This window comes from Tunicatimonas pelagia (genome assembly GCF_030506325.1).
Taxonomy (GTDB): domain Bacteria; phylum Bacteroidota; class Bacteroidia; order Cytophagales; family Cyclobacteriaceae; genus Tunicatimonas; species Tunicatimonas pelagia.
Genome location: NZ_CP120683.1, coordinates 5,448,929 through 5,469,055 on the forward strand (window position 1 = coordinate 5,448,929; position 20,127 = coordinate 5,469,055).

At 41.0% G+C, this 20,127-nt stretch carries 19 protein-coding genes; 8 read left to right on the plus strand and 11 right to left on the minus strand.

The genetic code is table 11. The features are described 5' to 3' along the window. The gene (locus P0M28_RS23275) at positions 1-750 is read left to right on the plus strand and encodes a protein-tyrosine phosphatase family protein (RefSeq protein ID WP_302205536.1); all 750 of its coding nucleotides are present in this window, start codon (positions 1-3) and stop codon (positions 748-750) included. 13 nt (positions 751-763) lie between these two features. Here the strand turns inward: P0M28_RS23275 and P0M28_RS23280 are convergent, their stop codons facing one another. Further along, the gene (locus P0M28_RS23280; protein ID WP_302205538.1) at positions 764-2,269 is read right to left on the minus strand and encodes an oligosaccharide flippase family protein; all 1,506 of its coding nucleotides are present in this window, start codon (positions 2,267-2,269) and stop codon (positions 764-766) included. Positions 2,270-2,293: 24 nt separating this feature from the next. Then, on the minus strand, positions 2,294-3,268 hold the full coding sequence (locus P0M28_RS23285) for a sulfotransferase family protein (protein ID WP_302205539.1): 975 nt from the start codon (positions 3,266-3,268) through the stop codon (positions 2,294-2,296). Between the two features lie 421 nt (positions 3,269-3,689). On the opposite strand from P0M28_RS23285, the gene P0M28_RS23290 reads away from it, so the two are divergent. Next, positions 3,690-4,823: a glycosyltransferase family 4 protein gene (locus P0M28_RS23290; RefSeq protein ID WP_302205541.1), complete on the plus strand. Its 1,134-nt coding sequence runs from the start codon at positions 3,690-3,692 to the stop codon at positions 4,821-4,823. Here the strand turns inward: P0M28_RS23290 and P0M28_RS23295 are convergent. Then, positions 4,816-6,255 carry an O-antigen ligase family protein gene (locus tag P0M28_RS23295; protein WP_302205543.1) on the minus strand — a complete coding sequence of 480 codons (1,440 nt, stop codon included), beginning with the start codon at positions 6,253-6,255 and terminating at the stop codon, positions 4,816-4,818. The two genes, P0M28_RS23290 and P0M28_RS23295, sit on opposite strands and share 8 nt — an antisense overlap. Next, complete coding sequence (locus P0M28_RS23300; RefSeq protein ID WP_302205544.1) at positions 6,252-6,998, minus strand: sulfotransferase; 747 nt, start codon at positions 6,996-6,998, stop codon at positions 6,252-6,254. The genes P0M28_RS23295 and P0M28_RS23300 overlap by 4 nt, the downstream gene beginning before the upstream one ends. 130 nt (positions 6,999-7,128) lie before the next feature. On the opposite strand from P0M28_RS23300, the gene P0M28_RS23305 reads away from it, so the two are divergent. Next, positions 7,129-8,232 carry a glycosyltransferase gene (locus tag P0M28_RS23305; protein WP_302205545.1) on the plus strand — a complete coding sequence of 368 codons (1,104 nt, stop codon included), beginning with the start codon at positions 7,129-7,131 and terminating at the stop codon, positions 8,230-8,232. Between the two features lie 49 nt (positions 8,233-8,281). Then, positions 8,282-9,457: a glycosyltransferase family 4 protein gene (locus tag P0M28_RS23310; protein ID WP_302205547.1), complete on the plus strand. Its 1,176-nt coding sequence runs from the start codon at positions 8,282-8,284 to the stop codon at positions 9,455-9,457. 21 nt (positions 9,458-9,478) lie between these two features. Here the strand turns inward: P0M28_RS23310 and P0M28_RS23315 are convergent, their stop codons facing one another. Then, positions 9,479-10,639, minus strand: a complete 1,161-nt coding sequence (locus P0M28_RS23315) for a glycosyltransferase family 4 protein (protein ID WP_302205549.1) — start codon at positions 10,637-10,639, stop codon at positions 9,479-9,481. Positions 10,640-10,788: 149 nt separating this feature from the next. After that, positions 10,789-11,541 carry a hypothetical protein gene (locus P0M28_RS23320; RefSeq protein WP_302205551.1) on the minus strand — a complete coding sequence of 251 codons (753 nt, stop codon included), beginning with the start codon at positions 11,539-11,541 and terminating at the stop codon, positions 10,789-10,791. 571 nt (positions 11,542-12,112) lie between these two features. On the opposite strand from P0M28_RS23320, the gene P0M28_RS23325 reads away from it, so the two are divergent. Together P0M28_RS23325 and P0M28_RS23330 are read left to right on the plus strand one after the other, a co-directional pair. After that, positions 12,113-12,361 (plus strand): hypothetical protein, encoded by a 249-nt coding sequence (locus P0M28_RS23325; RefSeq protein ID WP_302205553.1) that lies wholly within the window; start codon positions 12,113-12,115, stop codon positions 12,359-12,361. 335 nt (positions 12,362-12,696) lie between these two features. Further along, on the plus strand, positions 12,697-13,077 hold the full coding sequence (locus tag P0M28_RS23330) for a response regulator (protein WP_302205555.1): 381 nt from the start codon (positions 12,697-12,699) through the stop codon (positions 13,075-13,077). A gap of 207 nt (positions 13,078-13,284) precedes the next feature. On the opposite strand, the gene P0M28_RS23335 is transcribed toward P0M28_RS23330, so the two are convergent. From P0M28_RS23335 to accC, 4 genes are all read right to left on the minus strand, one after another. Beyond that, a complete protein-coding gene (locus P0M28_RS23335) occupies positions 13,285-13,857 on the minus strand; it encodes a hypothetical protein (protein WP_302205557.1) in 573 nt (190 codons plus the stop codon). Positions 13,858-14,436: 579 nt separating this feature from the next. Next, a complete protein-coding gene (locus P0M28_RS23340; protein ID WP_302205559.1) occupies positions 14,437-15,018 on the minus strand; it encodes a Maf family nucleotide pyrophosphatase in 582 nt (193 codons plus the stop codon). Next, complete coding sequence (locus P0M28_RS23345; RefSeq protein ID WP_302205561.1) at positions 15,005-16,282, minus strand: DUF1015 domain-containing protein; 1,278 nt, start codon at positions 16,280-16,282, stop codon at positions 15,005-15,007. The genes P0M28_RS23340 and P0M28_RS23345 overlap by 14 nt, the downstream gene beginning before the upstream one ends. Positions 16,283-16,315: 33 nt before the next feature. After that, positions 16,316-17,818, minus strand: a complete 1,503-nt coding sequence (gene accC, locus P0M28_RS23350) for an acetyl-CoA carboxylase biotin carboxylase subunit (protein WP_302205564.1) — start codon at positions 17,816-17,818, stop codon at positions 16,316-16,318. A 177-nt stretch (positions 17,819-17,995) separates the two neighbouring features. On the opposite strand from accC, the gene P0M28_RS23355 reads away from it, so the two are divergent. Next, entirely contained in the window at positions 17,996-19,243 is a 1,248-nt protein-coding gene (locus P0M28_RS23355) for an aminotransferase class I/II-fold pyridoxal phosphate-dependent enzyme (protein ID WP_302205565.1), read from the plus strand. Positions 19,244-19,334: 91 nt separating this feature from the next. After that, positions 19,335-19,514 carry a BF3379 family histone-like protein gene (locus tag P0M28_RS23360; protein WP_302205567.1) on the plus strand — a complete coding sequence of 60 codons (180 nt, stop codon included), beginning with the start codon at positions 19,335-19,337 and terminating at the stop codon, positions 19,512-19,514. Between the two features lie 56 nt (positions 19,515-19,570). Here P0M28_RS23360 and P0M28_RS23365 read toward each other — a convergent pair whose 3' ends face one another. Continuing rightward, positions 19,571-20,113: a DUF6913 domain-containing protein gene (locus P0M28_RS23365; RefSeq protein ID WP_302205569.1), complete on the minus strand. Its 543-nt coding sequence runs from the start codon at positions 20,111-20,113 to the stop codon at positions 19,571-19,573. Positions 20,114-20,127: the final 14 nt, after the last annotated feature.

Sequence of the window (20,127 nt, forward strand, 5' to 3'; positions counted from 1 at the left end):
ATGGAAAAGGTTGATAGTATTTATGTGTTTTATCATTTGTTCTTAGTAGATCGATGGAGGCATATTTGGAACTATCATGTACAAACCGTGATAGAATCAGAGCTTTACGATAGTTGCAAGGAAGTAAAGGTCGGAGTGATCTACAAAAATGCGGAAGAGCTGAAAGAGTTTGAGGATATTATCAAGAAGTATCCCAAGGTGTCAATCTTGTATTCTAGGAGTTACAGTAGCCTCCCGGTTACCATCTGGAACGAGCCTAAGAAAACAATTACCGCCCAATTAGGCGAGGGCGAGTCTATTTTAAAAATGATAGAGTACGCTAAAAAGATTGAAGGCAATCAGTTTTCTTGCTTATTTTTTCACTCTAAAGGGGTAACCCGGCCCAACAACGAGAAGAGGTCGCAGATTAGTCATTTTTACGCTAGAGGGTTAGCGGAAAGTGCCGATGCTGGGGAAACTCAACGCTTTATACTGCAAGATATGACCGAAGAAACAGTAGCTAAGTGGAGGGAGAAATTAGCCCTTCTTAAGCGCCACTCATTCTACTACTACATTTGGAATTTCTTTTGGATCAGCGGAAAAATGCTCCAGGCTTTTGATTTTAAAGCGTTTAACAAGCGCGGAGAGTTTCCGACGAAGTATAAGTTCAAAGATCGCCACCACACGGCCATATTTCCCATCAACTTGTACCAAGTACAACACAAAAAGAAGCTGGGGGATATAAGAAAGCTGATTGGGTTTTACGAGTAGTACAAATCAAGCACTACAGCACGTAGCCCGCGGGTTTCTGCAACTTTTTGGGCAGCAGGGTTAGTAAACGTTCTTTATCTTCGGCAGAAAACACAGAATTAAACTTCATCAGCAGTAGGTACAGGCCGAGGCCCACCGCAATTTTGAGAAAGAGTAGCCAAGTGTAAGTCGGAGTGTACTGATCTATCAAATACAAAATACCGATAGTCACTACACAGTTTACCACAGATTTAAGTGTGGCTATTCCTTGCAATTTCAAATCTATGTGTTTTTTGAGAAGGAAATAAATGATAACTTTTTGAAGAAACTGGCTCAGGGTGGTAGCGAGAGCCATACCTACTGCCCCAAACTGGTAAGCCATCGGAATACCGACGCCTAAGTTAACTACAGTAGACAGTCGGGCAATCAGCAATATTTTGGGTTTCTTAATTGTCTTTGCTACCATCCCCAGCGGAATACTATTAAAGATCAGAAAAACTAAGAATATACAAATAGGAAGGTAGGCTTGCTGGGTATATTCTTGCTTGAGCGCGAAATCTAGCATTTCCCTACCCAGAGGAACAAATATGGCTATTGCCAGAAAGCTCACAATATTATTTGCATTGTATATGATTGAGAAACTACGGTTAATGTCTGAATCTCGCTGAGAAGCATCAAATTTGGTGTACAGAGCTACCTCAAAAATATGCTTGAACATAAGATGCGGGTAGAACTTAAGGAATTTGGTAAGAATCCGCGTGGAGATAGCGTAGATCGCCACTTGTACATTGTTAGAGAAGTAAGCCAGTATGTACCGATCAATGTCAGTACCTAAAAAAGAGCCGCCTAGCTTATCAATGTAACTCGCCTTTCGGTACGCTTTTTCGTCGGGGGTTTCTTCCCTTTTGCGAATAATGCGCTTCAGGCCGGGAAACCCATAATTACGTACAAAGAAAAAAGAGGATAGCACCGTGAAAAGAGTTTCACACGCAGCAAATCCAATAATAAAGAATAGAAATTCTTCCTGCTGGTTGATTCCCACCACCACCACGGCAACTCGCGATAACTCATAAACCACATTGGTGCCAAATACAATATCTTGGGAAAGCCGTATTAAGAAAGCTTGTTTAAGAATTGTGTTGCCGATGGATAGAACAACGATGATCTGAAATATGGCAAAGTGAAGGAAAAAACCATTCAGGCCAATACTGTCATCAAAGTAGTTAAAAGTCAGGATTAACAATAGTGTGATGGCGGTAGCAATTACTACCCGGCGGCCTACTATGTGCCACACCACATATCCTACTTGTTTATTGTCTTCTAAGGAGGGAATGTAGCGGAACAAGTACTGGTCGTAACCAAATGAGATAAATAGGTTGAGCATGGGCACCATCCCATTCAGTATTGCGTAGGCACCGTATTCTATCGGAGGCAGGTAGCGTACCAGTAATATCATGCCGAACAAGGCAACTAGCACGTTGAGAACGGATATTGCCACTGAGTACGGAATAGCGGATTTGGTTCGGGTTTTTATTGACATGAGCTATAGAAACAAGGCACTGAATTAGTGAGTAACTTGGTGAAGTCGCAAGTAGTAAGATATGCCACTTCTGATTCCCTTTTCCCTAATATGGAACCGGAATGCGTTATAACCACTGATTAGTGCCAATAAATTTTTATTAATAGAAGATAAGGCGCGGTGCTGCTCGGCATAGTCAAGAGAGTACCCACTTTTAGTAGCCGACGGAAACGTTATTTCCTCAATGCGCTTGATGACTGCTTGAGATAGTTCTGCCTGATACTTCTTTTTATTACTACCCACAATCTGCTTAGCATTTTTAGCATCACCGTGGTTCTCCGCCGATTTGTTTAGCGTCATCATGGCTGCCTGATAACTTATTCCTACAAATTGGCAAATCTGCCGAAGTATCTTCTCCGGCTGATCCAGTAGTGCTTCGTACTGAATCTCGAGATAGCTATCGGCAAATAGGGCAGCATCAGTGCGGGCTTGCTTTACAGATTGATGCCAAACATCAGCAAATAAAAGTGGATTTTTTCCCCATAATTTTTTAGCGGACAAACAGCAATCGCGCGGATCGCGAATGATATGAATAAATTTTGCGTGAGGAAAAATTTCTTGTTTAAGAATTCTCATCTTGGTAACGTAGCTGGGGGTTTTATCACCAAAAACAGTATTCATTGAGGGTTTAGAGCCGTAAAATCTCAGTAAAAACTCAAAAAGATCGGCCCAGCCAGAAAATTCGGAAGCCGCTGCTAACCAAGTAGCTTTATCTAAGAATTTTCCCCTCCGTTTTGTGTCTCTAAAAAATGGAGTTTTAGCTAGTTCGTCATAGAAAGCTTTCATTCCTTGCGGGTATTCTGGGCACTGGTGATCGAACTTTTCGTATAAATAAGGGATAAAGTGCGTTTCTACGCTAGAAATACTGATTTTTGAGTGTTGGTTTAGTAGTGTTCTTAATAACTTTGTGCCACTTCTGGGCATACCTACAATGAAAATAGGTCCTTTAAAGGTATTCATTTTAAGTAGGTTGGTGTTATTGGTGAAAAGTCAGTCGCTGCCCTCGCTTTGTTAATTGCTGCATTATTATTTTTCAAGTACTCATCGAGTAATTTGGTTAGGTAAGAGTAAGGAATACTGCCTACCAGAATAGTAAACATATTCGGGAGTTGTATAGTGAAATCATGAGGAGTTCTAAGAAAAGCTATAAAGTAGAAAATAGTCTTTTAACGCATTAAAATTAAAAATTTGCTCATATTTTAGCGCGACTACTACCAACCCTTAGATGGACTAAACTTACTTGAGGCCAAGCGGCTTTTGCGGAATAAATACAAAGAGACTAAATTATCTCAATCTTCACCATTGCTAAACGACCGAAACAACAGGCGTCATTTTTAAATTTTATCATGCTTCCGCTAAGAAGACTGCAAACATACGCAAAATGAAACTTTTGTTTACAGATTTTGATATTCCTTATTTACTGAACGACACTGAATATGCGGTAGGTGGGGCTTGTGTACGACAGTATACCTTCGGAAAGGCGTTATATGCTTTGGGGCATACGGTGGGTTTTCTGACTTGGAAGGGGGCTAATCGGTACGTTGACCAGGCTGATCATCCATTTGATTTAGTAGAAACGTATCGTAAAGAGGGCGGTATTAGTGGGCTGCGGTATTTCTACGAACGCTTACCCAGCGTGATCCGAGCTATCCGAGCGTATCAGCCCGATTTCGTTTTTCATATCACATCATCCTTTAATGTTGGAACCTGGGCTTTGCTTTGCAAGGTATTAGGTATTCCGTTTGTGTACCTAGTGGCCAATGATATTGATTGCGACGATAGAATTAAAAAAAGACTTAGTACCCGAGAGTGGGTATTTTTTAGATTAGGCCTAAAGCACGCTAGGTTAATCGTCTGTCAGAATAATTACCAACTTTCCCAGTTACAGCACCGCTACCCGGGTAAAGAGTGTATTGTTCTTCATAACCCGTATCATCAGTTAGATGAATCTATTGGTAAAGTTCCTGGTAAAGACCGAGAGTATATTGCCTGGGTAGGAAGGTTCTGTCGCCAGAAAAATATGAACGCTCTGTACGAAGTTGCGCGTAGTTTGCCTCATCAAACATTTAAAATAGCAGGAAAAAACGATCATCCTGATGCAGAGACTCAGGCGGTCTTAGACAAGTTGAAATCGTGCAAAAATGTGGTCTTTGTGGGTTATCTAAAGCGACAAGAAATAGCCTACTTCCTCTCAAAAGCCTACGCTGTTCTTAACACTTCGTTGTACGAGGGGTTTTCTAATGTTTTTTTGGAAGCCTTATCCGTCGGAACTCCTATTGTTACCCGGCAAGTAACTGACCCAGATGGCATTATAGCCCACCATAATTTGGGGCGAGCAGTAGAAGAATATCAAGAACTATCGGGTGCGGTGAGTGAGGTGGTTAACCACTCTGCGTATGATGTATTATCGAAGCGATGTATCGCTTACGTAGCGAAGTACCACAATGCCCAATACTTGGCCAATAAGATGAGCAGTAAGCTGGCTGAGATACTAGATCGGGAAAAGGTTATTTGAGTAGCTCCAGGTTAGCCAACTTCCGGCGAATGGCTGAGTAAATTAACTCAGCGTAGAAAATCAGGAACATTACCAGAAATCCAATCTGGCCAATATCTCCTTTGTAATGCATAAAATGGGTATAGCGCCGATTGAAGTTGGCCAAAAACATAAGCACAATAGCCGTCATTAAGATAATGCAATAATGATACAATCCACCTTTTTTTATTTTAGATAGTGCACTATATCGGCGGTAGATAAAGAAATATAAAAATACAGTATACAGCAAACCAATGATACCTTGTTGGTGGAGGAACCCATTCCAGAAGCCCTCCGACCAGTTGTACTCCCAGTTCTGAAAAAACATACGAGGTACAATAGTAAAGTTGCCAACGGCTTGGTCAATGGCCAAATCAGATACTTTCCGATTAAGCTCCTGAAAATCTTCTACGTTTCTGACTTCTAGCATCGATTGGATACGTTGCAAGATAAAGTCCGGCTGAAATAGTACCACGAGCAGTACAATAACAGACAAGTAGCCTACAAAACGAAAATCTTTTTGTAGCCAGGAAACTACCAAAAATACGAGTACGCACCAGACGTAGGCTTGGCGCGAGAGAGAGATAGCAATAGCGGGCAGAACCACCCCCAATGTTAAGTAGTAAAGTACTTTATATTCCTTAACGTAAATGTTTCTTACAATCACCAGCAAAAAGATAAATACCAAGATCATGCTCCAGTCATTCTTATGGCCAAACATAGGGTTGAGCCACAAAATGTTTCGGTTAAGATCACTGGCTGCCGAGCCAAATACTTGGTCGGCATTCTGCACCGCTACGAAAAGTAGGCTGGCCGCTTCTAAAATAGCCAACAGAATGACAAAATTTACCAAGTGATTGAGTTTGGCGAAGGGCAGGCGGGTGTACGCGAAATACAAGAATAGAACAATGACTACATTGTCGTATATAATTGCCAATACATTGATATAGCCTGCGGCTGAACCATCACCAGAAATGGGCATATTTTTGAATAGAATCTGGTAACTAGAAGATAGCTGTAGCGTGACCAAGGCAATCATTGCCAGCACAAGCAACTTAGAATCTATCTGGAGCTCTCTGAGCTTTTTTTTGTTCAGGCTTAAAATAAAAAATAGTGCAAACAGCAAGCGAGTAATGGTAACTCCGCTGATCGCATTATCAAAAAATATATTGAAAAAAGGGATGAAGATCGCCATTAGCATAATAATGCTGGCGTAGTAGTACGAGGAGAGTTGAATAAAAACAAGAAGAAGAGTCACCCCAAACCGAACGGGGAGCGGGGTCTCGAAGTAAACAGTAGCCCAGCAAATAAGGTAGAGTATACTCAGCTTGATAGCCTCATGCCTAAAAAGGTTGCGATCAGTTGAAGTATCAACTAATTCTGGCGGGGCTTGCGCTATTTGGCGCACACTCATAACGCTTTATTCGGACTAAGCGACCGGAATGATTCCAGGTCATGATAAATGTCAAGTGCTTTCTGCTGATGAGGTAGGTCTAGTAGCTTAATAAAGCTGTTGTTGGTTTTCTGATTGTGATAGTTACTTTTCTGAATAGTATTAGCCATGGGTAGGCCACAAAACTGGGAGAGTGCTTCAAGAATACTACCGTCATTCATAAAATCTTGGTAGTTAAAAACGAAAGTATCCTGATCGGTAGTATTCAGAATATTTAGTAGTAGGTTGTTATACGATTTCCACCCCTTCACCGACTTGTAGGTTCGTACTAGTTTATCATCCAACCGTTTGTTGCGGAGGTAATGGTGCATTACCTGATAGGGATGTCGGTAGACAACAATAAGTTTATGGTCTTCGGGTAAATACTGCTTCCAGACAGGGTAGGTAATGCACGTTCTGGGGTCTTTGAAGCCCCACTGATCGTAAGAATTATTACACTGTTGAATAACCTGCTGTATTTGCTTTTCTTGCTGGGCACTAATCTCGGATACTTGTAAATCTTCTAAGGTATCCAGACTCTCTAAGTCGGTGCAACCCAAAATATCTTTATTGATCTCTTTGCAGGAAAGGCGTTCGTACTTATTACCAGTTTGGTAGTCTTGATCTTGGTCGGCCTCTTCTACCATATCAATCCCAGACTTATGCAGTGTCTCCGCTACGAGTGTAGTCCCCGACTTGTGCATTCCCAATATCACGTATACCATATAATTAAGTGTAAATGATTTCAAATATAGAATATAATAGGATAATTTGCAGCTTGCAATAGTAAAAGGTCATGCTAAAAACTGATAAGGTTTCTAACTATTGCTACCCGAAACTAGTGTATCATTTTGTATGAGCTCAAAGCCAACAGTTACCAAGATTATTATTATTGTAGATACTATGGTGGCGGGCGGAAAAGAACGCCGACTGTTGGAGTTACTGAAGGGATTAGAGAACAACGAAACAATATCGGTTTGTCTTGTCATCTTATCTAATTTAGTAGAATACGAAGAGGTACACCATTTAGCTATTCAAACTGTCTTTCTTCCTCGGAGAGGAAAAAAAGATTTTACGATATTTTACAAGCTTTATCGGGTCATCAAAAAATTTAACCCTGATATTATTCAGAGTTGGTCTTCGGTTGCCTCGGTGTTCCTATTACCTACCGTATTATCGAGTAAGGCTCAGTTTATTAATGCTATTATTGCGGATGCTCCTTGGGCAGTTAAACCATTTAGCAGTCGGTGGTGGCACCTAAAGCTTTCTTTTCCACTCTCTGATGCTATCATCAGCAATTCGGAAGCAGGTATAAAAGCATACAATGCCCCGTCTCAGAAAAGCTACTGTATTCCCAACGGTATTGACCTAGCCCGCTTCGATCATTTACCCGATGCTTCTGAGGTACGTCGCCGGTTTGGTATAACTACCACCTACGTAGTGGGCATGGTGGCCAGCTTCCGGGGAGCTAAAGATTATAGCACCTACCTAAAAGCTGCTCAGTATGTGCTGGAGCATCGATACGATGTTACTTTTATGGCAATAGGAGATGGAAAAGACTTGGCGGGACTATCTAAAATGTATGAAAATGAAGAAAAAATTATTTTTACCGGAAGAATCGCGGATATTGAAGCAGTAGTTAATATATTTAATGTTGGGGTGCTAATTACTGACCACCGAATGCACGGAGAAGGAATTCCCAATTCGGTTATGGAATACATGGCACTAAGCAAACCGGTAATCGCGACCGATGCTGGAGGTACTACTGAACTAGTATTGGACCAGATAACCGGATTGATTTGCCAGCAGCGCGATCCCCACGATCTAAAAGAAAAAATAGTGTATTTACTTGATCATTCACCAATAGCACTGGCTATGGGAAAAGCAGGAAGAGAAAGAATAGAGGCAAGCTTTACGCTTGACACAATGACCCAAGCTTACCTTCAATTGTACAATTAACCTCTTGTGGAAAACTAATAACCGTGGGGTTATCATAAATACTGACTGAATGAGTGTTCAGAAAATTTTATTTATTCATGCAGGTAGCTTTTCTATGGTAAATGCTGTGTTGAAGGATAAATTACAAGATTCTTTTCCTGACTATCCGGTGCATGATCTGGAGATGTATGACGTATTGCGGAAAAACAAAGTTATATTATTCTTAAATATTTTTCACTTCGTAAAGGAATACGGAGCTGACTTTATTTTAGGACGAAGGAAAATTAGAGAAGCAAGACGTTTTTTTGTAAGCACACTCTATATTTTTGACTTTTTTAAGAATCATCTAGAAAAAAATATAGATATAAGTCAGTACGTATTTTCTCTGCAAACCCAGTCAATCTATGATTTTGAGTTGCACGGGTTGCCACATTTTATTTATACTGACCATACTAACTTATGTAATTTCTTTTATCCTACGCTGAGCTTAGCACCGAGCCGTTTGGTTAAGTCTGACATGTACCACGCTCGGGAAACGGAGTTGTACCAGAATACTCGCAAAATATTCGTAATGGGAAATCATACCAAACAGTCGCTGGTGCATCAGTATGGTATAGATGAAAGAAACGTTGTAGAAGTAGGGTGCGGTGGCAATATTTCGGTTCCAGCTACCATCAATACCTCAAAATATTGGGCCAAAAACATCCTTTTTGTCGGCGATCGCTGGGAGCTAAAGGGAGGATGGGTACTTATTGAAGCTTTTAAAATTGCCCGAAAGCATTATCCGGAGGCCACCCTCAATATTGTTGGCTCCAAACCTCCCGTGGCCGACGTGGAAGGTTGTTATGCCGTAGAGCGAGTACCGCTAGATGTATTAAAGAGCTATTATGAGCAGGCTAGCATTTTTTGTATGCCTTCTATTGTAGAAACGTTTGGTATTGTGTTCGTAGAAGCGATGTACTACCGGCTTCCTATCGTAACTAGTAATATTGGGTCTAATAGCTTTACCATACAAGACGGAGTATCAGGTATTATCACCGACGGAAGTGTTTATCAGATTAGCCGAGCCTTAATCTCGCTGCTTGGCAACGAAGAGAAGTGCCAGACATACGGAGAAGCTGGCTACAAATTAGCCTGTGAAAAGTATACCTGGAATGTTATACTAGATCAAATGAGTTCGGAAATATCGAGTGAGGTAAGGAGCCTTCGAGGAGATCGATACCAAGCTGTTAGAAACGGTAGCTAATCTTACTTCTGATTTTGATAGTTAATTATCAATTACCTCTTGATACACGCTCAGGATACGCTGCTTAACGTGCTGACTAGAAAAATTATTTATTGCCTTTAGGTGGTTAGCCTGAGCAATTCGTTTGTAAAGCTCCGGTGAGGTGATAATCTTATGAAGGAAAGCGGCAAATACGGAGGGATCTTTACTCTCAGAAAGGAAGCCATTTATTTCGTGTTCAACTACATCGGGTATGCCCGCATTACTGCGCGATACAATCGGTAATCCGTACATCATCCCCTCCATGATAGACGTAGGTAGTCCTTCGGGATAGAAGGTAGGGAACAGCATAATATCGGAGGACATGAAAAGACGGTCTTTTTCTTGGCTGAGCACATATCCGTGAAAGTGAATGTTTTGATAGTCTAGTCCTCTCACGTAATCCTTAACACTAGCCAGCTCATTACCTTCTCCTGCAATATGCAAATGGAGGTTGCAATCAGGTACTTTCTTTTTCACTTGCTCAAAAGCATCTACAGCAATATACATTCCTTTTCCCTTTACAATTCGGGCGATAAAGAGCAGGTGTATTTCGTCTGGCTGGTACACATCTAGTTTTTTAGAAAGGCTAAGTGTTTGTGGTGGGGTGGCGGCGGTAGTATTAATCCAAAACCGAGAAGATGGCACAACTCCTAGGCTAGCTAACTTATCCTTAAAAATGGAGCTTAGTACCACGTAATTAGCTGCCTTCATGAATGTATGCCGAAATAGAAATCGATATACTTTATTGGTTCGCACCCTTTTTTCAAAATCATCTTCCCAACCGTGAAATAGTACCACAATTTTCTTCCTAAAGAGTAGGCAAATCCCGCAAAAAACAGTGTCTCGCAGAAACGAGCGCTTATTAAACGATGGGTTGATATGCACCAGCTCGTAGGAGTTGGTAAGAATCTTAATAGTAAATTGAAGGTAGTTGAAAGCCATTCTGAACAGTTTGGCTACCTTTCCTTCTTTATGTGCCTTATTAATCTCGAAGTATTCTACCTTGAAGGGGCCATGATGTAAACTTAGCGTATTGAAGTAGCCAGCAACTCCACAGATATTATTTAAATCGGGGGTAAGGATTAAAATAACACGTTCTTTCTCCATGTCTAATGCACGAAGAGTAGACGTAATTGTGGTTGGAGAGGAAATAGTGCTCATAAATTAGGGTTAGTGCAAGGTTAATTAATTTCACTGCTTAGTTCATGCAGAATAGCTAGGCTAGTCACTTCTACTAAAGTAGGGTCTTTTCTCTTGTCCGATTATCCACCATCATGAAAATTGATTGTAAGTATCATAGAGTAGTATAGTTATTTATGAGGAGTATATACCATGAGGTTTTTCATTTTGAAATCTAGATGCTGTTTTGAAGAGTCTTCGGAGCTAGAATCAGACAGCCAGTGAAAGTATATAAAATGATCGTCAGCCAGTTGCTGTAATTTATTGACGTGGGTTGTCCACCGGGGCAGCGGTAGTGTACAATAGATATGACTCACCCTTCTCGCTAAAAATTTTTGGTAAAGCTCCAGTAGATCGTCTGGTTTCGCGTGCTCTACGCTTACTACGTCTACGTATCCTACAAACTTCGCTTCGCTCTGTAATAAATAGTTATGTAGCAGCTTACTAATGGTGGCGTCTTTATCGCCAATTATAACAAAGCGTAGAGTATTGTGGGTAATAGTACGCGCATAATAATGTAACTTATGTAAGACAGTGAAAATAGCGACACGAGATACGAAAAACAGTAAAATAAGGTATATCAGTGGCGAAATGTAGCTCACCTTTTGATTAACCACACAGATGATTATCATAAAAGAAATATGACCAGCGCCTACCATAGTAGTGCTGCCAACAATTCTAGGAAATTTCATATCATCGGGCTGACACTGGTGGGTGAGCAGTAGTAGTATCCACCAGCTTAGTATTGCAACAACTAGCAAATAGTGAGGAGCAGTGGTAGCATACAAGAAAAAACTTCCAGCCAGTAGTGTGGCATCTATTCCCATGATGAGTAACAGGAAAGTACGCGAATGTTGAGAGTTAAAAAATAGCAAACTATGCATGCGGCTATGGCTAAGTTTTTGGTAGTTTGAAGGGTACTAATTATCATTTTTCCCTCAACCTAATACTCACCTCAGCAAAGTACAACACATGGTCTAAACTCAGGTAATTTCGTCTACTATATATTATTCATAAAATAGCTTTAACTACGCCACGCAGAGTATCAGAGCGCGTAACGAGGTGGTCTATTCTTCTCAAAATTACAAAAAAGTAACAGCAGCGACGGAGACAATAAATACAATCTGCGACTTCTATTCCTCCCTCTCAAATATAGCAAACAAATTGTACTATCATAAATAAATCACCTGTAATCAATTTACCTAATTCTACCTCCACCAACAAATGACTATTAGTACCAGTAATTTTACATGAAGCACTCAGGCAAAAAGTTGAGGACTTTTGACGAAAGAGGAGGGGGCATAGCCTAGCCTATTGTTGGGCTCAGTAACCTATCGTCTAGTTAGTACTAAAAAAGTCTATTCTTACTTATGTAAGGTAATGAGAGGCTACGTTTTCCCTTGCTAGTAAATCATCGTTAAATTCACAAGATTATGTTCTTTTAACCAGAAGGTCATGTTAAACTTGAGCGATTTCGATGATCTGTCGTTTTATGATAAAGCCCAGTACTTATGGGACTACGGAACTTATGTGGCAGATCGTACCTACAGTCAGTTCCGTATTACCTTATACCATATTGATGATTTTTTTGTGGAAGTGATGTACAACCGGATTGGTAACAAAGTTATTAGTATTGCCAGCTACGAACATCGGAGCATTCTTAACAAATACGTAGAAGAAATATCACTATCTGATCTGTTTTAATAGCAACTGTAAATAGATGGAAGGTAGAACTCATACGTGCGCTTTATGTAAATATTTAATAGCTAAAGAAACTTACACCAACCATAAAGGCGAATTTCATCTTGCGGATAACGAAAAATATTAATTTATAGCAAAATATGCATATAGTATATGTTTATAATCTGGTTTTTCTTTCGCTCAATGAGTAATTTTCTCGAAAAATATAGATGGATTTACGTAAATGGTGTAAAGTATTACATCTAATCCTCAATCTAGAGAAGCATTTTATTTTTAAAAGGAAACTATATCAACTAATTTTAATCTTTAGTTGTTGCTACTGTCTTAATTATCTGTATATGGTTCGAGTCTTACTTATTGATGATGATGAAATCAATAACTTTACCGTAGAAGCAGTACTGGGTAAAGTAGATTTTATTAAAAGTTACGAAATTAAAGAAAGCGGCTGGGAAGCACTGGATTATTTACGAAAGTGCGAAGAAGAGAATCACTTTCCCGATTTAATCTTTGTAGATATTAACATGCCCGAAATGGATGGGCACGAATTTATAGAACGCTACGAAGAGGCCTTCTGGAATAAACACCCGACTACAAAAATTAGTATGCTCAGTAGCTCAATAAGTGAGTCTGATCGAAAAAAATCTATGGCATATTCGTCGGTATCTGAGTACGCTTTCAAGCCACTCACTAAAGAGAAGCTGACGACTATTGCATCATAAAAAAAGCCCTGGTAGTTGTAGTGGCAACTCCAAGGCAATCTATTTATGATGTTACTGTGCTCAGTAACACGCCTACCTACCGCAGGCTGGTTATGTGTTTTCTTAATAAATTATTATCCAAAAGAGTGCCAACTTATTTAATAATGACAAAAGTATTTTACTATATGTCATTTTGTCATTATAAAGCTACAAGTTAACTTCGCTGGCTTACTGCGCCTGATTATTTAAAATCTGACGACATTGCTGTCTTATTTCCCTGATTTTATCTACCGTCCAGTTTCGGTGTAATTTTTCTAAAATTAGCCAGTGCTTAATAAAGTGGTGGCGATAGCGTCGGGTAAAACTACCAATCTGCATTGGAGTAATTTCAATATCAGACTGAATAGCGGAAGATTCTATCTGCATATCACCCAGTGGTGAATAAAACGCATCGTGGTATTTAAGAAAACAAGCTGTTGAGGGTAATGCTGGTAATTGGTGCTTCTTCAATAAGTGCTGAATTTGAGTATTGTCTTCATAACTTTCAGTAAAAGTACAAAGCGATAATTTTATATCTGGGTAAAAATTTTCTTTGGCCAAAGCAACTAGTAAAGCAGTTTTTGAACATCGGCTTCCTCCTTCCTTCGCTACCTGTAGCAAATCATTAGATGCACATTCTTGGGTAGCTGGCAACTGTTGCAAATAATGTATAGCAGAGTGAAAATCGGTAACTTCTTTACTATTTAAAAAGCGAGAAATAGCCGATTGAGCAGTAAGCGTGAAGTTAGGAAGTTGGTTCATTATGCAATAAGCCTGAGTTTGATTATCCGTTAGATGCATGTTTATACACAATGGTTGCATTACTATACGCAAAGTACTAACTAATGTTAGGTACAATGTAATACAAAGTAGCTGGTTATAGTAAAAATAATCAAGTTTTTTTAGGTTTTTTGCAGCGATCAATAGCTATAGTTGAATATTTATAACTATTTAAATATAAAGTAAAATAATATTAATTGTATTGTGGTAAGTTATATTAAACAAGAAGTGGAAAGACGAAAGATGTAAGGTCTGGTATGATTTTTTCTTATTACCTGTTAAATAATTAACTCCTAGTAAAAAAGAGTGCAAAAATTGGAGCGTTGAGACCTTGTTACTACTAGCTACTTATAATAAAACCTATTGCATAGGAGCAAAATGTGTCTCTAACTACTAAATGCTAAACACTATGAAAGCTATTAAAATATCAGATTATGGTTCTCAGTTAAAATCGGCGGTCAGTGCTAGTTACCAAGAAGGATGGGTAAAATCACTAGAAAATTTTGAGAAACGCTTACAAGACCCAAATTTTAAAAGAAGGCGTCCGCAATTATCCAGTCACTAGCCTTTATTTAAAATTACTTTTTTCAGTGTCTGGTAGAGCTGATGAACTGGTAGGCCTACCACGTTGAAGTAAGAGCCCTCAATACCGCTAATGCCAATCATGCCAATCCACTCTTGAATAGCATATCCTCCGGCCTTATCCAGAGGTTGATATTTTTCTACGTAAAACGATATTTCTTCGGCAGTGAGCGAAGCAAAATGAACCATAGTTTGCTCGGAAAAGCTACGTTGCCACTGCTGGGTGGTTAGACATACTCCGGATATTACGTGGTGCGAGCACCCGGAGAGCTTTCTAAGCATTGTGCGCGCTTCTTCCGCTGATAGAGGTTTGTTAAGTACCTCTTGCCCAACTACGACGGTAGTATCGGCTGTAATCACCAGCTCGTCAGCAGCAATGGAATCAAGGTGAGCTTTGCCCTTTTCTATCGCTAAATACTCAGCTACTTGTTCCACCGCCAAATCCTCTGGAAAATCTTCGTCAATACTGATAACCCGGGTAGTGAAAATAAAGCCTAACTCCTGCATGAGTTGTTGTCGCCGGGGCGATTGTGATCCTAAAATAAGTTTATAGTTCATCATCGTGAATAGAGCCAAAAACAAAGCCGCCAATGGCTTTTGGGTAAAAATAAGTCGATTTCTGGGGCATAACATTACCGCTGTAGCATACCTTTTTAACTTCTTCAATACTGACCCCATTGGTGATTAAGGCCATTTGAACTTCCTGGCGATCTGCTTTGGCAAAGCAACTGGCAAAACTACGGTCGTAGTGAATGTGCGGTGAGCGAGACTGCTCCTTTTGAGGAATTCCTAAAACTTTATCGATAAAAAAGTGATGTAGCACTACTGTTTCTAATGCTTTTACATCAGGGTGTAAATTCCAGTCTAGCGTGGAAAATGCCTCGGGTTTTAGTCGGATTTTGTAGCATTCCGAGCCAATTAATAGTCCGAAGGTCCACGGCTTTCCGGCAATAATCTCGGGAATATCCGAGCCATTCTCAACTGGTATGATAGTAAAATAATCCGCTATTTTCTGTAACACTGCTTCAGTAGTGATATTTGGTAAATCACTAATAAGTCGGTGGGTGGGCAAAATTACCAGATCCTCCGATTCGGTATTAGTCAGGTACATCATATGGTAGTTGTACCCTTCTTTCCCCGTATGGCTTAGATTATTCTTCATACTTGCCCGACGATGAATGAGTGAGCCTTCGTAGCGGTGGTGCCCATCAGCCAGGATAATAGGCTTATCGCGTAGCGTACTGACAAACTGCTGAATCACTTGGGAGTCAGTAATCATTCCAAACATATCTCGAACTCCCTGATAGTCTTCGGCTTCGTAAATAACCTGAGTCATACTTTGGTCTATCAGAGGTTCTAAGCGATGTTCGGCATCAGTGTATAAACCGTGGGTAGGGCTGGCGTGCAGCTGTGTAGCCGCCAGTAAGTCAGCCCGGTCATTTACGGAGCTGGGAATAGTGTCTTCGTGCCGGAGAACAATATTTTCTTCCCAGAAAGTCGCTTCAATCATGGCAATAAATCCTTTTCGGCAAAAGAATTTGGGTAGCCCCGGTAGTTGAAAGCATTGATAATAAGTATAGAGTGCCGCCAATGTGTCTTGTCGTAGTACGCCTTCTGTCTTCCATTGGCTGAGCAGTTGAGCCGTATTTTGAGCTGAGTCGCCCGGTTTGGGTACCGATAAGTGAATGCTATTGTAGGGTTCTTGATACAGTGCCACTCGCTGCTTGAAAGACACTACATCAAATGGAGGGGAGATTAATCTACTTATTTGATTTGTTAACTTGGGGGCGTAGCGCCATCCCCGGAAGGGCTTTATAACGGCCATTATTTTCTATTGGACGATGATGTGAGAGTAGAACTATTCAAACCTTCTGCTTTTCCAAAAACGATTAACAGATGAAGAAAAGGTAGGTTCTAGCGGTTTACTACGTTGCTGTTGTTCTAGCAGAAGTTTTCCGGCCAATGCCACAGCCAATGTTTGTTCATCGGATGTTAACTCTTCGGTTAGATTTTCCGGTTGGTAGTATTCATCGACAAACTTGGTGGTAAATCGGCCGGAGATAAACTCGGGATGCTGAAGTACAAAGCGGCAGAAGGGAAGGGTAGTGGCTACTCCGCTAATTTGGTACTCGCCGATAGCACGTAGCATTCGGGCAATAGCCTCTTCCCGATCTTGCCCGTAGGTAACTAGTTTGGCAATCATGGGGTCGTAGTACACCGAAATATCCATTCCTTGCTCAATACCATCGTCTACTCGAACGCCCGGACCTTGAGGGCAACGGTAGGTTTGTAGGGTTCCGGTATCTGGTAAGAAATTATTGGTAGGGTCTTCGGCGTATACCCGCACTTCCAGGGCATGTCCCCGAATAGTGAGATCATCTTGAGAAAAAGAGAGTGGATGCCCTTCAGCAATATGAATTTGCTCCTTCACCAAATCTACGCCCGTAATTAGTTCGGTAACTGGATGCTCTACTTGCAAACGGGTGTTCATTTCTAAAAAATAAAACTTCAAGTCGTCGCCTACCACAAATTCTACGGTGCCGGCTCCTTCGTACTGGCAGGCTCGAGCCACTTCAATGGCGGCTTGTCCCATCGCCTCCCGCATCTTATCCGAAACTATGGCTGAAGGTGCTTCTTCAATTACCTTTTGGTAACGACGCTGAATAGAGCACTCTCGCTCAAACAGGTAAGCATAATTGCCGTGCTGGTCGCCTACAATCTGAATTTCGATGTGTTTGGGGGCAGTGATGAATTTTTCAATAAATACTGATCCATCGCCAAAGGCAGAGGTAGCTTCGCTTACGGCCCGCTCCATTTGCTCGGCTAACTGGTCTTCACTGTGTACAATCCGCATTCCTTTACCGCCGCCACCCGCACTGGCTTTAATCAGTACCGGGTACCCGATCTTTCGGGCTATCTGTTTTGCTTCGGTTTCATTTTCAATGGGTTTATCGGTGCCTGGTACTAGCGGAACATCAAATGCCGATACGGCTGCTTTAGCCGCTAATTTACTTCCCATCGTACTAATGGCTGAAGGGCTGGGGCCAACGAAAATAATTCCTGCTTCCTCTACTCGTCGGGCGAATTCGGCATTTTCTGACAGAAAACCGTAGCCAGGGTGAATAGCATCAGCCTCCGTTTGCTGACAGGCTTTTAGGATGTTTGGAATGTTTAGATACGACTGAGCCGAAAGAGCCGGGCCGATATTTACCGCAAAATCAGCTAATTGCACGTGGGGTGCTAGGCGATCAGCATCACTGTATACGGCCACAGTTTCAATGCCTAGCTCTCGGGCTGAACGTATAATACGAACGGCAATTTCTCCTCGGTTGGCTATCAAGATACGGCGAATAGATTTCATAACGAATAGGTAGATTATTCAATAAAAAATAATATATTACTAAACTTTTATATGAATATTATAAGTTGTAATGCGAAATATGTGAGCAGCTACATTGGATGAGAGGTAATTAATGGTAAATTTGCCCGATCATATGTTTTCGTAAAAATACAATTAGTAAGCTAAAATTAAATACGAGTGGATTTATTTGAAAAATTTACGGTAGATATGGGGCCGCTTGGCAAGCACGCCGGGATTGAAGAAGGGTACTTCATGTTCCCTAAGCTAGAAGGTGAGATTGCGCCCCGTATGAAGTTTAGAGGGAAAGAAGTGCTTACTTGGAGTTTAAATAACTACTTAGGGTTAGCCAATCATCCTGAAGTGCGAGAGGCTGACCGTAAATCGGCAGAGAAGTGGGGACTAGCCTACCCGATGGGTGCCCGCATGATGTCGGGCAATAGTGATTTGCACGATGAGTTAGAACGGCAACTGGCTACTTTTGTGAAGAAAGAAGATGCTATGCTACTAAACTACGGCTACCAAGGCATTCTTTCGGTGATTGATGCAATGGTAGATCGCAAAGATATTATTGTGTACGATGCCGAGTCGCACGCTTGCATTGTAGATGGAGTACGGCTCCACTTGGGTAAGCGATTCGTGTTTCCGCACAACGATGTCGAGAATTTAGAAAAGCAGCTAGTTCGAGCTACCCGATTGGCTAATGAAACCGGAGGCGGTATTTTGGTAATTACCGAAGGCGTGTTCGGTATGTCGGGAAATATGGGTGCTTTACAAGAGATTGTGGCGCTTAAAGAAAAATACCAGTTCCGGCTATTAGTAGATGATGCCCACGGGTTTGGTACGATGGGGGCAACCGGAGCCGGAGCGGGCGAAGCGCAGGGTGTGCAAGATGGCATTGATGTCTACTTTTCTACCTTTGCTAAATCAATGGCTAGCATAGGGGCATTTGTAGCCGGAGACACATCAGTGATTCGGTACTTACGCTACAATACTCGTTCTCAGATTTTTGCTAAGTCATTACCGATGCCGTTTGTGGAAGGCGGGCTTAAGCGATTGGAGTTGCTGAAGAAAACCCCTGAGCTACGGGAAAAGCTCTGGACGGTAGTGAAAGCGTTACAATCGGGCTTCCGAGAGCGAGGGTTCAATATTGGTACTACCCAATCTCCAGTGACTCCGGTTATTTTAAAAGGTGAGATAGTGGATGCTGCCGGACTGGCGTACGACCTTCGTGAGAACTTCAATATCTTCTGCTCGGTGGTTATCTACCCTGTAGTGCCTAAAGATATAATCATGCTTAGAATTATTCCTACTGCCATGCACACCCTGGCTGATGTGGAAGAAACAATAACCGCTTTTGAAAATGTTAAACATAAACTAGAGACCGGTGTTTACCATACAAGCGAGCTTGCTGCAGCATTTGAATAGTAACAAATCTCGCAGTTTTTATTGTTTTTAAGCCATATTGGCTATATTGGCACATAATTGTTAAATTTTTTTGTCCACAACTGAACTAACTATGAAACGATTTGATGAATTAAGAGATTTAGTAATGTCTTTAGAAGGTGACTTCGAGAAATTCTACGATAAAGAGAATCAGGCAGCCGGTACTCGAGTACGAAAAGGTATGCAAGATTTGAAGAACCTAGCCCAGGAGATTCGAGTAGAGGTTCAAGATATTAAGAACAAAGCTTCCTAAAGGCCAATACTAATCTGATTAGAAAGTAAAAGCAACTCTTCAACGAGTTGCTTTTTTTATGAAGCTTCGGCTTCCTTTTCCCCTGAAATTGATACAATACGAACGTAGCGCATAATTAGCTCGCACAGGTCGTAAAGTGTTTCGGCGCGAAACATAAGCTCATAGTAGGGGTGATGTTCAGGAATATCGCAGCCAATCCGGCATTTAGCCTGACTCAGTGTTAAAATCTTATCAAGTACTTGGTTGGACTCAGTATCGAGATGAATCAAATAATCGAAGCGACTGTTGACAAAATCGATAAGGTGTTCGGCTTTAAACTTACCAAAAGCTGATATATCTCGGTCGCTAAACTGAAGATAGCCAAATATCTTATTCCTGGCTCGGCGCTTGTCGTAGCAAAGCACCTGCACCTCCTTATGGTCAGCCGAAAGATGAGCAATAAAATCATCTACTGTATTCTGCTTCTCATGATCAGCCAGCGTAATTAATACTCCAATACGTTCTGCTTTCTCGTAATTTACCGTTTGGCGTTTCACTGTACTTTGCTTAAGCAATTTAGGCAGTTGGAAGCCAATAATTTTCTTGGTAAAGAACCACATTAGATAATCATTTA

Bases quoted from the DNA above. Each gene is read 5' to 3' on its own strand.
- P0M28_RS23275 (WP_302205536.1), top strand. From the start codon at position 1: ATGGAAAAGGTTGATAGTATTTATGTGTTTTATCATTTGTTCTTAGTA.
- P0M28_RS23280 (WP_302205538.1), bottom strand. From the start codon at position 2,269: ATGTCAATAAAAACCCGAACCAAATCCGCTATTCCGTACTCAGTGGCA.
- P0M28_RS23285 (WP_302205539.1), bottom strand. From the start codon at position 3,268: ATGAATACCTTTAAAGGACCTATTTTCATTGTAGGTATGCCCAGAAGT.
- P0M28_RS23290 (WP_302205541.1), top strand. From the start codon at position 3,690: ATGAAACTTTTGTTTACAGATTTTGATATTCCTTATTTACTGAACGAC.
- P0M28_RS23295 (WP_302205543.1), bottom strand. From the start codon at position 6,255: ATGAGTGTGCGCCAAATAGCGCAAGCCCCGCCAGAATTAGTTGATACT.
- P0M28_RS23300 (WP_302205544.1), bottom strand. From the start codon at position 6,998: ATGGTATACGTGATATTGGGAATGCACAAGTCGGGGACTACACTCGTA.
- P0M28_RS23305 (WP_302205545.1), top strand. From the start codon at position 7,129: ATGAGCTCAAAGCCAACAGTTACCAAGATTATTATTATTGTAGATACT.
- P0M28_RS23310 (WP_302205547.1), top strand. From the start codon at position 8,282: ATGAGTGTTCAGAAAATTTTATTTATTCATGCAGGTAGCTTTTCTATG.
- P0M28_RS23315 (WP_302205549.1), bottom strand. From the start codon at position 10,639: ATGAGCACTATTTCCTCTCCAACCACAATTACGTCTACTCTTCGTGCA.
- P0M28_RS23320 (WP_302205551.1), bottom strand. From the start codon at position 11,541: ATGCATAGTTTGCTATTTTTTAACTCTCAACATTCGCGTACTTTCCTG.
- P0M28_RS23325 (WP_302205553.1), top strand. From the start codon at position 12,113: ATGTTAAACTTGAGCGATTTCGATGATCTGTCGTTTTATGATAAAGCC.
- P0M28_RS23330 (WP_302205555.1), top strand. From the start codon at position 12,697: ATGGTTCGAGTCTTACTTATTGATGATGATGAAATCAATAACTTTACC.
- P0M28_RS23335 (WP_302205557.1), bottom strand. From the start codon at position 13,857: ATGAACCAACTTCCTAACTTCACGCTTACTGCTCAATCGGCTATTTCT.
- P0M28_RS23340 (WP_302205559.1), bottom strand. From the start codon at position 15,018: ATGATGAACTATAAACTTATTTTAGGATCACAATCGCCCCGGCGACAA.
- P0M28_RS23345 (WP_302205561.1), bottom strand. From the start codon at position 16,282: ATGGCCGTTATAAAGCCCTTCCGGGGATGGCGCTACGCCCCCAAGTTA.
- accC (WP_302205564.1), bottom strand. From the start codon at position 17,818: ATGAAATCTATTCGCCGTATCTTGATAGCCAACCGAGGAGAAATTGCC.
- P0M28_RS23360 (WP_302205567.1), top strand. From the start codon at position 19,335: ATGAAACGATTTGATGAATTAAGAGATTTAGTAATGTCTTTAGAAGGT.
- P0M28_RS23365 (WP_302205569.1), bottom strand. From the start codon at position 20,113: ATGTGGTTCTTTACCAAGAAAATTATTGGCTTCCAACTGCCTAAATTG.